The organism is Mucilaginibacter sp. (assembly GCF_039921305.1).
Taxonomy (GTDB): Bacteria; Bacteroidota; Bacteroidia; order Sphingobacteriales; family Sphingobacteriaceae; genus Mucilaginibacter.
The window spans coordinates 167,569-182,520 of record NZ_JBDSCA010000072.1 but is presented as its reverse complement, the minus strand read 5'-3'; the positions used below and the strand labels follow the sequence as shown (position 1 = coordinate 182,520).

The 14,952-nt window shown below is 44.2% G+C and carries 12 protein-coding genes; 9 read left to right on the top strand and 3 right to left on the bottom strand.

What is annotated here, in order from left to right:
* Positions 1-187: 187 nt before the first annotated feature.
* Complete coding sequence (locus ABIN91_RS21000; RefSeq protein ID WP_348053567.1) at positions 188-1,843, bottom strand: glutamine--tRNA ligase/YqeY domain fusion protein; 1,656 nt, start codon at positions 1,841-1,843, stop codon at positions 188-190.
* A gap of 572 nt (positions 1,844-2,415) precedes the next feature.
* Between ABIN91_RS21000 and ABIN91_RS20995 the strand changes: the two genes are divergently transcribed.
* The 3 genes from ABIN91_RS20995 to ABIN91_RS20985 all read left to right on the top strand — a co-directional run bounded on the left by ABIN91_RS20995 (position 2,416) and on the right by ABIN91_RS20985 (position 4,021).
* The gene (locus tag ABIN91_RS20995) at positions 2,416-2,955 is read left to right on the top strand and encodes a sigma-70 family RNA polymerase sigma factor (protein WP_348053565.1); all 540 of its coding nucleotides are present in this window, start codon (positions 2,416-2,418) and stop codon (positions 2,953-2,955) included.
* Positions 2,936-3,199: a hypothetical protein gene (locus tag ABIN91_RS20990; protein WP_348053564.1), complete on the top strand. Its 264-nt coding sequence runs from the start codon at positions 2,936-2,938 to the stop codon at positions 3,197-3,199. Before ABIN91_RS20995 ends, ABIN91_RS20990 begins: the two co-directional genes overlap by 20 nt.
* 129 nt (positions 3,200-3,328) lie before the next feature.
* A complete protein-coding gene (locus ABIN91_RS20985) occupies positions 3,329-4,021 on the top strand; it encodes an ATP-dependent Clp protease proteolytic subunit (RefSeq protein WP_348053562.1) in 693 nt (230 codons plus the stop codon).
* 64 nt (positions 4,022-4,085) lie between these two features.
* Here the strand turns inward: ABIN91_RS20985 and ABIN91_RS20980 are convergent, their stop codons facing one another.
* Together ABIN91_RS20980 and ABIN91_RS20975 are read right to left on the bottom strand one after the other, a co-directional pair.
* Positions 4,086-5,285 carry an MFS transporter gene (locus ABIN91_RS20980; protein ID WP_348053557.1) on the bottom strand — a complete coding sequence of 400 codons (1,200 nt, stop codon included), beginning with the start codon at positions 5,283-5,285 and terminating at the stop codon, positions 4,086-4,088.
* 195 nt (positions 5,286-5,480) lie between these two features.
* Positions 5,481-6,434 (bottom strand): alpha/beta hydrolase, encoded by a 954-nt coding sequence (locus tag ABIN91_RS20975; protein WP_348053555.1) that lies wholly within the window; start codon positions 6,432-6,434, stop codon positions 5,481-5,483.
* A 189-nt stretch (positions 6,435-6,623) separates the two neighbouring features.
* On the opposite strand from ABIN91_RS20975, the gene ABIN91_RS20970 reads away from it, so the two are divergent.
* From ABIN91_RS20970 to ABIN91_RS20945, 6 genes are all read left to right on the top strand, one after another.
* Complete coding sequence (locus tag ABIN91_RS20970) at positions 6,624-7,607, top strand: deoxyhypusine synthase family protein (protein ID WP_348053554.1); 984 nt, start codon at positions 6,624-6,626, stop codon at positions 7,605-7,607.
* 274 nt (positions 7,608-7,881) lie between these two features.
* Positions 7,882-9,216: a c-type cytochrome gene (locus ABIN91_RS20965; protein ID WP_348053552.1), complete on the top strand. Its 1,335-nt coding sequence runs from the start codon at positions 7,882-7,884 to the stop codon at positions 9,214-9,216.
* Positions 9,217-9,250: 34 nt separating this feature from the next.
* A complete protein-coding gene (locus tag ABIN91_RS20960; RefSeq protein WP_348053551.1) occupies positions 9,251-12,328 on the top strand; it encodes a TAT-variant-translocated molybdopterin oxidoreductase in 3,078 nt (1,025 codons plus the stop codon).
* Between the two features lie 29 nt (positions 12,329-12,357).
* The gene (nrfD, locus tag ABIN91_RS20955; protein ID WP_348053550.1) at positions 12,358-13,830 is read left to right on the top strand and encodes an NrfD/PsrC family molybdoenzyme membrane anchor subunit; all 1,473 of its coding nucleotides are present in this window, start codon (positions 12,358-12,360) and stop codon (positions 13,828-13,830) included.
* A gap of 2 nt (positions 13,831-13,832) precedes the next feature.
* A complete protein-coding gene (locus ABIN91_RS20950; protein ID WP_348053548.1) occupies positions 13,833-14,369 on the top strand; it encodes a DUF3341 domain-containing protein in 537 nt (178 codons plus the stop codon).
* Positions 14,353-14,940, top strand: coding sequence for a cytochrome c (locus ABIN91_RS20945; protein WP_348053546.1), 588 nt, complete (start codon positions 14,353-14,355; stop codon positions 14,938-14,940). Before ABIN91_RS20950 ends, ABIN91_RS20945 begins: the two co-directional genes overlap by 17 nt.
* The last annotated feature ends 12 nt before the right edge of the window (positions 14,941-14,952 follow it).

The following is a 14,952-nucleotide window of genomic DNA, read 5'->3' as shown; positions in this document are numbered from 1 at the left end:
CTGATTTTGTGTCTGATTTTCTTGTTATCGTCAGCAGGCAGCTTCGGCCAAAGCGTGGAGAACGTGTAAGCCCAGCGGCAATTGAACGGCCGATGACCTAACTTAGAGTGCTTATCAAATAATACCCTGATAAATCAAAAAAGCCCCGCTCAACAAAGAACAGGGCTTTATAAATATCAAGTGAGAATTACTTCTTCACCCAACCATCTTTCAAAGTAACGGTCCGGTTAAACACCAGCTTATCCGCCGTCGAGGTTTTATCTAAACAAAAATACCCTTTACGGATAAACTGAACGGTTTTACCTGTAGGCAAGGTAACCATATCCGGCTCAACAAAAGCGTTGATCACCTTTAAGCTATCCGGGTTCAAATACTCCTTAAAATCACCATCCTCGTTAGATGGATCTTCCACCTTAAACAAGCGGTCGTACAAACGTACTTCGGCGGTTTTAGCATGGGCGACACTCACCCAATGGATGGTACCCTTAACGTGAATCCCGCTGGTATCACTACCCGAGCGTGATTCCGGAATGTATGAGCAATGGATCTCGGTAATATTACCCCCGGCATCCTTTACAAAATCGTCACACTTTATAATGTAAGCATTCTTCAAACGCACCATCAAACCCGGCCCAAGCCTGAAGAATTTTTTGGGAGCCTCCTCCATAAAATCTTCACGCTCAATCCAAATTTCACGGCTAAACGGAATATCACGGCCACCATCGCCACCTTCTGCTTCCGGGTTATTCTCTCCAAAGTGCATTTCCTCAACACCTTCCGGGAAATTGGTAATGATACACTTAACCGGATCAAGCACCGCCATCCTGCGCCATGCCGTTTTATTCAGATCCTCGCGGATGCAGAACTCCAGCAAGCTCACGTCTATCATATTCTCGCGCTTGGCCACACCAATGCGCTCGCAAAACTCACGGATAGAATGCGGCGTATAACCACGGCGGCGCAAACCGCTGATGGTTGGCATACGCGGGTCGTCCCAATCTTCCACATGGTTCTCTTTTACCAGTTGCAAAAGTTTACGCTTGCTCATCACGGTATAAGTCATGTTCAAACGCGCAAATTCGTATTGGTGCGATTCAAAAATGCCCAGCTTCTCAATAAACCACTCGTACATATCCCTGTGCGATACAAACTCCAGCGTACATATCGAATGCGTAATTTCTTCGATCGAATCACTCTGCCCGTGCGCGAAATCATACATCGGGTAAATACACCATTTATCGCCCGTGCGGTGGTGGTGCGCATGTTTAATGCGGTACATCAAAGGGTCGCGCATCAGCATATTTGGCGATGCCAGATCAACCTTGGCACGCAAAACCTTGGCGCCATCCGGGTACTTGCCTTCCTTCATTTCGGTAAACAGGCGCAGGTTCTCTTCCACGCTGCGGTTACGGTATTCGTTACCGGTACCAGGTTCGGTAGGCGTGCCTTTTTGCGCGGCAATCTCTTCGGCGGTGCTATCGTCAACATAAGCCAAACCGGCTTCAATTAACTTAACAGCAAAGCCATATATCTGGTCAAAGTAGTCGGATGCGTAAAACTCATTGGCCCAGTCAAAACCCAGCCATTTCACATCCTGCTTTATGCTGTCAACGTATTCAGTATCCTCGGTAACAGGGTTGGTATCGTCAAAACGCAAATTGGTTTTGCCGTTATACTTCTTAGCCAAACCAAAATTCAGACAAATAGACTTAGCGTGCCCAATATGCAAATACCCGTTAGGCTCCGGCGGAAATCGGGTTAATACCCTGCCATCATGCTTGCCTGCGCTAATATCCTCTTCAACTATCTCTTCTAAAAAATTTAATGATCGTTCTTCGCTCATAGTAGGTCAAAGGTAAGCAAAGTGCGCAAATTGTATAAGCGCTGATTTCACAGTATTTCTCAAAATATACACACATCTTCCATCTTACCTCATTTGGGCGTTACCTTCGGCCCAGGCTATCCGCTCATACTACATAGGCCTTAATCACAGGCCGGTATCCGCTTCTATCCTTAACGCAAACCATAGCCCAGCCAAACTCCAAAACACAATTTGAACCCAGCCACCCGTCAGCAGGCAGCTTCGGCCAAAAGCGGAGAGAACGTGCAGGCCTGTGAGTAGGGAAGGGCCTCTTGACTTTTCATAGCGCAGGCCTTATGCAGCCTTTGGGGAAAAGGCATCCAGCCCGTGAGTTCTCTCCGCTTGTGCGCAATGGACTGTGCGAAAAGAAGCCTCCTGCTGACAGCCTTTTTTGGTTACTTTTTGTGGCGACAAAAAGTAACTAAGCCCCCGCGGCTATGAGCGGAAACTATGCAAGATCTAAACCATCCAAAAAACAACAATCTAAAAAAAATTCACAATCTTCGGGTGATATATTGCCAATATCGCCCACATACTATTAAATACCAAATTGTATGCAGTCAAAACCGATCAATACAAAGCAAAGCCGGGAGGAGCTATTTACAACGCTCTATCAAAAAGCTTTCCCCATAGTGGCAAAATATGTAGCCAAAATGGGTGGCTCGTTTGATCAGGCTAAGGATATCTTTCAGGATGCGCTGGTGATCTATTACGAAAAAGTACTCAGCAACAGCGTCACTCTGCAAAGCAGCGATAAGGCCTATATATTAGGTATAGCCAAACACCTTTGGCTCAAAACCTATCGCGATAACGCGGGCAATATTCCGCTTGATGTTGCCAACGTTGATCAACCGCAAGAAGAGCAACATCAATACGCATCCAATAAATTGATGCATTACCTCGAAACCACCGGCCAAAAATGTATGGAAGTGCTCAAGGCCTTTTATTACGATAAGTTGCCCCTAACCCAGATAACCCAATTGTTCGGCTACTCGGGTACGCATTCGGCCACCGTACAGAAATACAAATGTTTAGAGAAAGTTAGGGATACCGTTAAACAAAAATCACTGCACTATGAGGACTTCCTTGAATGAGATCAAAGCCATAGAAGATCACCTGTTTAACCGCAACCACCCGGCAGATAGTTTATTATTCCAGGCAAACCTGATTTTAAACATCCCGTTAAGGGATAAAGTAGCCCTGCAAAATAGCACCTACCAAATAGTTGAGCAATACGGTCGCAAACAACTCAAAGCAGAGATAGAAGCAGTCCACCAAAAGCTTTTGAATAAACCCAATAGCTTCATGCAAAGGTTAATTAGCTTGTTCAAAAAGTAAACAACAACATCATTACTAATTCTTAAAACCATTTGAGCGGGGGAAGCGTGCGATTCCCCTCTTGAGAGGGGTGGAGGGGTGTGTCCTTTCCAGCGCATTTATAACCCAATTATTAATCCCCAAATAATCATGAATATCGATCAAAAAGAATTCCGCAAATACGCCGTAATGCATCATCGCATCGGCAGCCAATATGTAGATGGTTTCATTTCCCGTGTACAAAACAGCACTGTGCTACCCACCGCCATGACGCCCTATATCACCGAAGAAAGGCAATTAAACGTAGCCCAGATGGATGTGTTCTCGCGCCTGATGATGGATCGTATCATCTTCCTTGGCGAAGCCGTTGACGATAGGATAGCCAACATTATCCAGGCGCAACTCCTGTTTTTGCAATCTGTAGATGATAAAAAGGATATTCAGTTGTATGTTAATTCACCAGGAGGTTCGGTTTACGCCGGATTAGGCATTTACGATACCATGCAGTTAATAGGCCCCAATGTAGGTACCATTTGTGTAGGTATGGCGGCTTCGTTTGGTGCGATACTGCTTTGCGCCGGGGCAGCGGGTAAGCGCGCGGCATTAAAACATTCCAGGGTAATGATACACCAGCCATTAGGCGGAGTACAGGGCCAGGCATCTGATATCGAGATCACCCACCGCCAGATGCAGATCATGAAAAAGGAACTTTATGATATCATCTCCAAACACAGCGGTCAATCCTATCAGCACGTTCACGATGCATCCGACCGGGATTACTGGATGACAGCCGCCGAAGCCAAAGCATTCGGCATGGTTGACGAAGTGCTGGGCGAGAAATAGAAAGATCAATATCGAATAACAAACACCGAATATCTAACACTGAAGTCACTTCAATATTCGACGTTCAATATTCGGTGTTCGATATTATCTGTCTTTTCAAAGGTTCCCCCTTCAGGGGGCGGAGGGAGCTCAACCCCAGCATCGGCCCTACCGCCAGCAACATATAAATAAACTGCACGTTCCCATCATTTCGCAAAGCACCAATTAATTGTATACTTACAATAGTTATACTAAACCCAATACAGTTCACAATAGTTAACGATGTTCCTTTAGTTTCCGCCGGGGCATTCTGTGCAACCAAAGTCGAAAACAAAGGTGAATCTGCCACAACAGCCATGCCCCATATAAATAAGAATACGATGAGCAAGGTAGCCGATTGGTTGAACAACAACAAAGGCGAAACCAAACAACAGATACACGATGTTAGTAAAGCAACAGTAGCCACCCTCTTAGCACCAAACCATCCCGATAAATATCCGCTCATCACACATGCTAAACTACCAACACCTATAATTAAAAAGGATAATATCGGAACATTCAATCCCGCATCCGGGTAACGGCTGTTATAGGCCGCCAGTATCACCGGCACAAAAACCCAAAAGGCATACAGTTCCCACATATGCCCAAAATACCCAAACGCCGCCGACCGGAATTTGCTATCCTTAAACCCATGTAAAAAACCAGTTAAGTTTAATCGTTGGCCCGCCTTACGGTACATCCCATCGGGTACAAAAGCCAGCATAGCCAAACCACCTACGCCCGAAAGTGCCGATGTAGTGTAAATTACATATCGCCAGGGCAAAGCACCCGTCATACTCTTTAAAAAATGAGGGAAGGCCGTGCCCAATACCAGGGCCCCAACTAAAAATCCTAACGATTTACCTAAACCCTGCTGGTAATGGTCGGATGCTATTTTCATTCCCACGGGGTATATCCCAGCCAAAAAAAAGCCGGTCATAAATCGGAGCAATAGCAATCCGCTTAAACCTATCCCATCAAAACTTACTGCCAAATTAATAAATGCCACCACAATCGCGCAAGCAAAGAAAACCCTTGAAGGCGAAAACCGGTCGGCTATGCTCAACACCGCGAAAACCAATGTCCCCACAATAAACCCTAACTGCACGGCGCTCGTTAAATGCGCCAGGTAACCAGGTTCAATCCCAAACCGTTTCACCATATCGCCCATTATTGCGTTCCCTGCAAACCAAAGTGAGGTGCAAAAAAATTGTGAGATAACGATGGTTGGTAAAATGCGTTTCATTAAAAGATAAGTAGGTTGAGGTATTTGATAGGTATACGAAACGCGCATACCCTTAGGTTGCCCCGGTTCAAAAAATCTTAGGCATAGTGCGATTTCCCTTCTTGAGAGCCTGCCTGTCGGCAGACAGGGGGCGGAGGGGGCTTCTCGACGCCATCCCTCTGCTATTAATCAATCAAAAGTTCCCCCTTCAGGGGGTTAGGGGGCCTTCGTCAGCAACCCATTAGCATCCAGCCAATGTGTAGCGCTATCAAACCAATAATCTTTCGTCGTCTTATTGTTCAGCCCAAAACCATGTCCGCCTTTAGGGTAAATATGCAGCTCCGCAGGTATTTTGTTAGCCAGCAAGGCATAATAAAACATCAGGCTGTTTTGTACCGGTACAGTTTTATCATCTTCAGCCTGTACAATAAAAGTGGGTGGAGTAGTGGCTTTAACCTGTTTTTCGTTCGAGTATAGGTCAATCAGCTCCTGGATAGGTTTATCACCAAGTAAACGTTGCATTGATCCTTTATGCGCCATTTCGCCAAAACTGATCACCGGGTACAACAACATCATAAAATCCGGGCGCAAACTAATGGTATCCTTCTTCTCAATAACCGCGTTATAAAAATGCGTTCCCGCTGTCGAAGCCAAATGTCCGCCCGCCGAAAAGCCAATGATCCCAACCTTAGCAGCATTAATATTCCACTCAGCCGCGCGTTGGCGAATCAGTTGTATTGATCGTTGCGCATCCTGCAAAGGGCCTATGGCTTTATCAACCATAATTTCGTCGCTGGGCAAACGGTACTTTAATATAAAGGCGGTAATGCCAATGGCGTTAAACTTTTTAGCCACATCAACACCTTCAATATCCATCGCCAAACGGCTATAACCACCACCCGGGCAAATAACCACTGCCGTTCCGTTAGCTTTACCCTTTTCGGGGAAGTAAGGTATCAAAACCGGATCGGTAACCATACTGGTGCGGTTGTTTTCTGTTTTCTCCGCATAAGTAGCCGGAGCCTTTTTAGAGTTCGGAACGCTATCCGGCCAAAGCTTAATAACATTGGTCGGAAGAGATAATGGTGGTAATATAGGTGCAACCTGAGCCTTTGCCATTTGCGATATTGTAACTATAGTTAATACAGAGATCAAAAATTTGTATTTCATATCAGTAAAATTGGTCGCACTAAAATTAAGAAAATAGTCCGGAAGTCTGCAAAGTCGGCGAGTCCGAAAAGACAAATAACCGCGATCATTCATTTCTGTCTCTTTTGCCAGTCTCCGGACTTTCCGTCTTTCGGACTTCCCGACTAAATACTTTTTTCTACTTTTGCACAAAAATCAACAACAACTATCATGAGCGATACACAACGCGGGCCAATATCCCAATTCATAGAAAAAAACTATCTGCACTTTAACGCGGCGGCATTAATGGATGCCGCCAAAGGATACGAAACGCACCTGCTGGAAGGTGGTAAAATGATGGTTACCCTGGGTGGTGCCATGAGTACCGCCGAATTGGGTATCTCTTTAGCCGAGATGATCCGTCAGGATAAAATTCAGATCATATCCTGCACAGGGGCCAACCTGGAAGAAGATATCATGAACCTGGTTGCGCATTCGCACTACAAACGCGTACCCAACTACCGCGATTTAAGCCCGCAGGATGAATGGGACTTATTAGAGAACCACTACAACCGGGTTACCGATACCTGTATCCCCGAAGAAGAAGCCTTCCGCCGCTTACAAAAGCATATCCATAAAATATGGAAAGATGCCGATACCGCCGGCGAACGTTATTTCCCGCACGAATACATGTACAAAATGCTATTAAGCGGTGTATTGGAGCAATACTACGAGATCGATCCTAAAAACTCATGGATGCTGGCTGCTGCCGAAAAGAACCTGCCAATTGTAGTGCCGGGATGGGAAGATAGTACAATGGGGAACATTTTTGCCTCATACGTTATAAAAGGCGAGATCAAAGCCTTAACCATGAAGAGCGGTATCGAATACATGGCCTGGTTAGCTGGCTGGTATCCCGAAAATTCAACCGGTAAGGGCATAGGCTTTTTCCAGATAGGCGGCGGTATAGCCGGTGATTTCCCGATATGCGTTGTACCGATGCTTTATCAGGATATGGAGATGCCCGAAATACCTTTCTGGAGCTATTTCTGCCAGATCTCCGATTCAACAACCTCATACGGATCATACTCTGGCGCAGTACCTAACGAGAAGATTACCTGGGGAAAACTGGATATACACACACCCAAATTTATTGTTGAAAGTGATGCCACCATTGTAGCCCCGCTTATATTTGCCTGGCTACTAAAACAATAATAAACTTCCAAATAGCTGTTTTCGTTTTTGCCAATGTGCAAAGCAAACAATACCTATTGCAAGCAATGTCATAAAATAAAAACGCTGTTTGGATAAAATTTGCAGCGTTTTTATCATTTATTTAGAATGTTTATAAATTAGATATAACTGTCATTAATTTGTCAGCCATTATGTAATAAATTATACTTTTGTGGACTGAAATCGGGAGGGGCTACACGCTATTCCCAAACTTCAACAACATTAAAACAAATATTATTCAGCATAAATACACTTTATGAGAAATATCTCATTGATTATTAAGCAATTTTCCAGGTCTGTACTACTTGTAGCAGGTATCGCTGTCTGGGGATTTTCTGCCAATGCACAAACAGCTCCCGCTACGCCTGCAGCTCCGGCCGCAGCTGCCGCTGCTTCTGGAACTGGTGATGCCGCTAAGGGTGAAGCTCTGTTTAAGGCCAAATGTACCGCCTGTCATAAGATCGATACGCGTATGACTGGTCCCGCATTGGGCCCAATCATCTCATCCGAAACCGACGACAAGTGGTTAACTAAATGGATCCAGAATAACCAGGCTTTGATCGCTGCAAAGGATCCAAAGGCGTTGAAGATTTACAACGAGTACAACCAGGCTGGGATGACGGTTTTTGCCGAACTGTCTGACGGTGATGTGGCTGACATTATAGCTTACGTACGTAAGGATTGGAAAGCTATTCAGGATACACCAAAAGGCCCTACTGGTACTACCGGTGGTGTACCTGCAGATAATGGCCCAAGCGATTTAGTTATCTTCGGTTTAATAGCTGTTATCATCCTTGCCTTTATCATTATATTGGTATTGAACAAGGTTATTGGCAGCTTAGAGCGTTTGTTATTGGGCAAACAAGGTTTATTGCCAGAGGGCGAAGAAGAAGGTGTTGCTACAGATCGTGCTGCAACTTTCAAAAAACTAATAAAGAATAAAAAATTAGTGTTCTTCTTTTTACTATGCGCTACCATAGCCGGTGCAAGCTGGCAGTGGACAACCTTGTGGAACACTAACGTTCACACAGGTTACCAGCCGGTACAGCCAATTAAATACTCTCACCAGTTACACGCCGGTGTCATGAAAATTGATTGTCAGTATTGTCACGGTGGTGCTTATAAATCTAAAAATGCTACTATCCCGTCGCTTAACGTTTGTATGAACTGCCATAAGACAGTTAAAACCGAATCGCCGGAAATTCATAAAATTTACGATGCTTTGGGTTACGATCCGGCTACCACTAAATACGATTCTACCAAAGCGAAGCCTATCCAATGGATCCGTGTTCACAACCTTCCGGACTTGGCTTACTTTAACCACTCACAACACGTAAAAGTTGGTAAAATTAAATGCCAAACTTGTCACGGTCCGATCGAAACCATGCAGGAAGTTCGTCAGTACTCACCATTAACAATGAAATGGTGTATCCAGTGCCACAAACGTACCGAAGTTGATTTCAGCAAAGACGGCCATAAAGGAAACGCGTATTATGATAACATGATACAAGTTCACGACAGGTTGAAACGCGGTGAGAAAGTTACTGCTGCCGCGTTAGGTGGTATTGAGTGCGGTAAATGTCATTATTAATAAAAAGAACTTACAATTACAGTTAATAGCTTAAATGGAAAGCAATAAGAAATACTGGAAAGGTTTAGAAGAACTGAACAAAACTGAAGAGTTTGTTGAGTTGAACAAAAACGAGTTTGCGGAGCCCATTCCAATTGAAGAGATATTGAGCGGAACAGGTTTAATGAACAAAACCCCGCGTCGTAGCTTTTTAAAGGCGGTAGGTTTTGGCGTAGGCGCGGTTTCTCTGGCGGCTTGTCAAAAAGTTCCGGTTCACAAATCAATCCCATACTTAGTAAAGCCCGAAGAAATTACCCCAGGTATAGCTAACTACTATACCTCAACTTACGATGGTCACGCCATCTTAGTTAAAACCCGCGAAGGTCGCCCTATCAAAATTGAAGGTAACCCTAACGATCTGTTAGCTAAAGGTGGTTTAAATGCAATGGCGCAATCTTCGGTATTAGATCTGTACGATGTAAACCGTTTGCAAAACCCATCATTAAAAGGTGGAGCGTCAAGCTGGAATGAAGTTGATAGCTTCGTAAAATCAGAATTGGCCGCTATTAAAGCAGGTGGTAAAAAAATACGTTTGGTAACTTCAACAGTAAACAGCCCGTCTACTTTAGCTGTTATTGCCGATTTTATCGCTGCTTATCCAAACGCTAAACATATCAATTACGATGCTGTATCCTATACAGGTATTATCCAGGCTAATCAAAACAGCTTTGGTAAATCTGTATTGCCTCACTACCGTTTTGATAAAGCCGATGTTATTGTAAGTTTCGGTGCCGATTTCTTAGGCTCATGGATCTCGCAAGCCGAGTTTATGAACCAATACGTTTCTAACCGTAATGCAAAATCGTTAGAAGCTAAAAAAATGTCGCGCCACATCCAGTTTGAGTCTGGCATGAGCGTAACAGGTACCAACGCCGATGTTCGTATCCCGGTTAAACCGTCAGAAGAAGGTGTTGCTATCATTAACTTATACAACGCTATCGCCGGCACAACTTTACCAGGAAGCGCTAAACTGTCAAACAATCCTTCTGCAGAAAAATCGATCATGATCGCTGCTAAAGAGTTGTTGGCTGCAAAAGGTAAAGCATTGGTTGTTGCAGGTTCAAACGATGTTGCTACACAAACCCTGGTTAACGCCATCAACTCGTTATTGGGTAGCTACGGCAACACTATCGATTTAGATAACCCATCAAAACAATACGCTGGTAACGATACCGAAATTAATGAGTTGGTTGCTGATATGAAGGCTGGCGCGGTTGACGCGGTATTCTTCCTGGATGCTAACCCTGTTTACGATTACTTCAAAGCAAAAGAATTTGCTGATGCTCTGGCTAAAGTGAGATTGAAAGTTTCTTTCTCTGATCACGGCGGCAACGGCGAAGGCGTATCTACTATAGGCGACGAAACATCGTCACTATGTAACGTGATTGCACCAAACCATAACTATTTAGAGCAATGGGGTGATGCTAACGTGCTTGAAGGTTACTACACCATTGTTCAGCCAGCCATACGCCCGGTATACAATACCCGCCAGGCCGAAGAAAGCTTGTTGATATGGAGCGATAACGCTACTAAAGATTACTACACATACGTTAAAAACAACTGGAATAAAAACTTATTAGCTAAAGGCGCTCTTTCTGGTCAAAAAGGATGGGAAACTTTATTGCAAACAGGTTTTGTTAAAGTTGCCGATAATGCAGCCGGTTCATACACTTTCTCTAAAGATCTGAACGGCGTTGCTCAAACTATAACCGCTCAAAGCAGCAAGTTAGCTGCTAAAGGCGATAAAGATATTGAGTTACAGGTTTACCAAAGCTCAGTAATGCGCGATGGTAAAAAAGCGAACAACCCTTGGTTGCAAGAGTTGCCTGATCCGGTTTCAAAAGCAACCTGGGAAAACTACGCTGCTATAGCCCCTAAGTTTGCCGAGAAATTAGGTTTGGAAGAAAACGATGTGATCAAGATCACCGCTAACGGTTACACCATTGAGGTGCCAGTATTGTTCCAACCGGGACAAGCGCAAGGTACCGTTTCGGTGGCCGTAGGTTATGGCCGCACATTGGGCGGCCCGGTAGCTAATGGTGCTGGTCAAAATGCATTCCCTTTCTTAAGTAAAGAGAATGGTACTTTCCAAACATCATCAGTAGCAACATTCGAAAAAACTGGTAACAAATCAATCCTTGCTCAAACACAAACGCACCACTCTTACGAAGGCCGTTCTGTGATCAAGGAAACATCTTTCGAGAAATACAAAAAAGACGCTACATCCGGCAATGCCAAAAGCAAAGAGCATAAGGTTTACACTTTATGGGATGAGTACGAGCGCCCTCAGTACAACTGGGTAATGGCTATCGACTTAAACGCCTGTACCGGTTGTGGTGCATGTGTGGTAGCCTGTAATGCCGAAAATAACGTTCCGGTTGTAGGTAAAGACGAGGTTCGCCGTCGTCGCGAGATGCACTGGATTCGTATCGATCGTTATTACAGCTTTAACGATGATGGTACAAGCGCTGTAACACGCGAAAAAGAGATCAATAAATTGGATAACCTGGATAATGTATCGGTTGTTTACCAACCAATGCTTTGCCAGCACTGTGACCACGCGCCTTGCGAAACTGTTTGCCCGGTATTGGCAACCGTTCACTCAAGCGAAGGTTTAAACCACATGGCTTATAACCGTTGCATTGGTACACGTTATTGCGCTAACAACTGTCCATACAAAGTACGTCGTTTCAACTGGTTCAACTACTGGAACGATTCACGTTTTGATAACTACTTAAACAACGAGCATACACAATTAGTACTTAACCCCGATGTGGTAACACGTTTCCGTGGGGTTATGGAAAAATGCTCAATGTGTATCCAACGTATACAAGCAGGTAAATTGAAAGCTAAAATTGAAAAACGCCCGTTGAAAGATGGCGATGTTAAAGTAGCTTGTCAGCAAACCTGCCCAACTAACGCTATTGTTTTTGGTAACGTGAACGACGAAAACTCAGAAGTAGCGAAAGCGCTTAAGAGCGACAGAACTTACTACGTGTTAGAAGAGTTAAACGTACAACCAGGTATTGGTTACCAGGTTAAGGTTAGAAACACAATTGAACAAGAGGCATAATTTTTACATCAATATATAGAGATTAGAATATGGCATCTCATGGCGAGTCGATAATAAGGGAACCGTTAATTACGGGCAAGGATATAACCTATGCTCAGATAACTAACGATATTTTACGCCCTGTTGAAAATAAACCAACTAAAGCATGGTGGATCGGTTTTACCGTAGCATCATTAGGCGCTTTACTTTGGGTAGTTGCAGTTAGTTATACATTCTGGTTCGGTATTGGAGCCTGGGGTTTAAATAAAACAGTAGGCTGGGCCTGGGATATCACCGGCTTCGTATGGTGGGTAGGTATTGGTCACGCCGGTACGCTTATATCCGCGGTATTGTTACTGTTCCGTCAAAACTGGCGTAACTCCATTAACCGGTCGGCAGAAGCGATGACCATCTTCGCGGTAATTTGTGCCGCCACATACATTGTGGCTCACATGGGTCGTCCATGGATGGCTGTTTACTCATTACCATTACCAAATCAATACGGCTCGCTTTGGGTTAACTTTAACTCACCGTTGATCTGGGACGTGTTCGCGATCTCGACATACTTCTCTGTATCATTAGTATTCTGGTACACAGGGCTATTGCCGGATATCGCTTCAATCCGCGATCGTGCATCAGGTATTACCCGCCGTATCTACTCAATATTATCATTCGGATGGACAGGTTCAGTAAAAACCTGGCAACGTTTTGAAACCGTGTCATTAATTTTGGCAGGTATCTCAACTCCGCTGGTACTATCGGTACACACCATTGTATCAATGGACTTTGCAACATCATTAGAGCCAGGCTGGCACACTACCATCTTCCCTCCATACTTCGTTGCGGGAGCTATCTTCTCAGGTTTCGCCATGGTGCAAACCCTGTTATTGGTAGCACGTAAAGTATTAGGGTTAGAGAACTACATCACCATGTTCCACATCGAATCCATGAATAAGATCATCATCTTAACAGGTTCAATCGTGGGTGTGGCTTATATTACCGAGTTCTTTATCGCATGGTACTCTGGTGTTGAATACGAGCAATACGCGTTCATCAACCGTGCAACCGGTCCGTACTGGTGGGCATACTGGAGTATGATGAGCTGTAACGTGATCTCTCCGCAATTATTCTGGATCCGTAAATTACGTTTGAGCATTCCATTCTCATGGTTCCTGTCAATCGTAGTAAACATCGGTATGTGGTTTGAGCGTTTCGTAATTATCGTAACATCATTACACCGCGATTATATCCCTTCAAGCTGGGCCATGTTCTATCCAACCTGGGTTGAGGTAAGTATCTTCATCGGTTCAATCGGTGTGTTCTTTACCTTGTTCCTGTTGTTTATCCGCGTGTTACCATCAGTAGCTATGGCCGAGGTTAAATTATTGCTTAAAGGATCAAGCGAGCAGGCTAAGAAAAAAGTGTTAGCACACAGCCATGTTGATCCGGCTCAGGCCGAATTCTACAAAGAGTCGTTAGAGAAATTTGATAGTGTTGAAATAGCGGATTACGCAAAATTATAAACATGAGTAGTACAAAATTTATATTAGGCCTGTTTGATGATCCGGATAACTTGTTAGACGGCATCAGTAAATTACAGAAAAGTAGCGTCCCTATTTATGATGTATATACCCCAATGCCTATCCACGGTATTGAGGCCAAATTGGGTATCAAAGAGTCGCGCTTAGGTTACGCCGCATTTATATTCGGTTGTACTGGTGGTACTGTAGCGTTTAGTATGCTTTATTATATGATGGTTTGGGATTGGCCAAATAACATCGGCGGTAAGCCAAACTTTGCCATACCCGATTTTATTCCGATTACTTTTGAGTGGACGGTTTTGTTCACCGCGTTCGGTATGGTATTAACCTTCTTTTACGCTACTCACCTTTTCCCGGGCCGTGCGCCAAGGGTAATGGACCTGAGAGCAACCGATGATAGGTTTGTTATCGCCATTGATGCGAGAGGAAACGTTCCGCACGATGATATCACTAAAATATTAAACGAAGCTGGTGCTGTAGAAGTTAAGCATAACGAGAAAAAATATGTTAGCTATGAATAAATTTAAGGTATTAGGTGCTGCGGTTATCACCATTGCTGCCTCTGTATTGATCACATCATGTGGTCATGATAAGCGGAGCACAGGCTGGGAGTATGCCCCTAATATGTATGAGCATATTGCATACGATCCGGATCAAAAAAATCCGAACTTTAAGGATGGTAAAACAGCGCAATTGCCACCGGCAGGTACTACACCTGTAGGCTTTACACGCTTTGATTATCCAAATACTAAAGATGGTTACGAACTGGCAAGTGTTGAAGTAAAAAGCGTACTGGCCCAAACCAAAGATAACTTTGCAGATGGCGAGGTGTTGTTTCAACACTACTGCTCACCATGCCACGGTATGACAGGGCAAGGTGATGGCGAAGTAACCAAACATGGTTACCCACCTCCGCCTTCGTATTCAAAAGGTCAATCTTCTCGTGGCGGTGCCATGAAAGATTTAACAGACGGTAAAATATACCACACTATAACTTACGGCGTAAACGCCATGGGTTCATACGCGTCACAGCTTAACCCTGAGGAGCGTTGGAAAGTAGTAGCGTATATTCACCATTTACAAACTTTATAAGAATTATTTAGA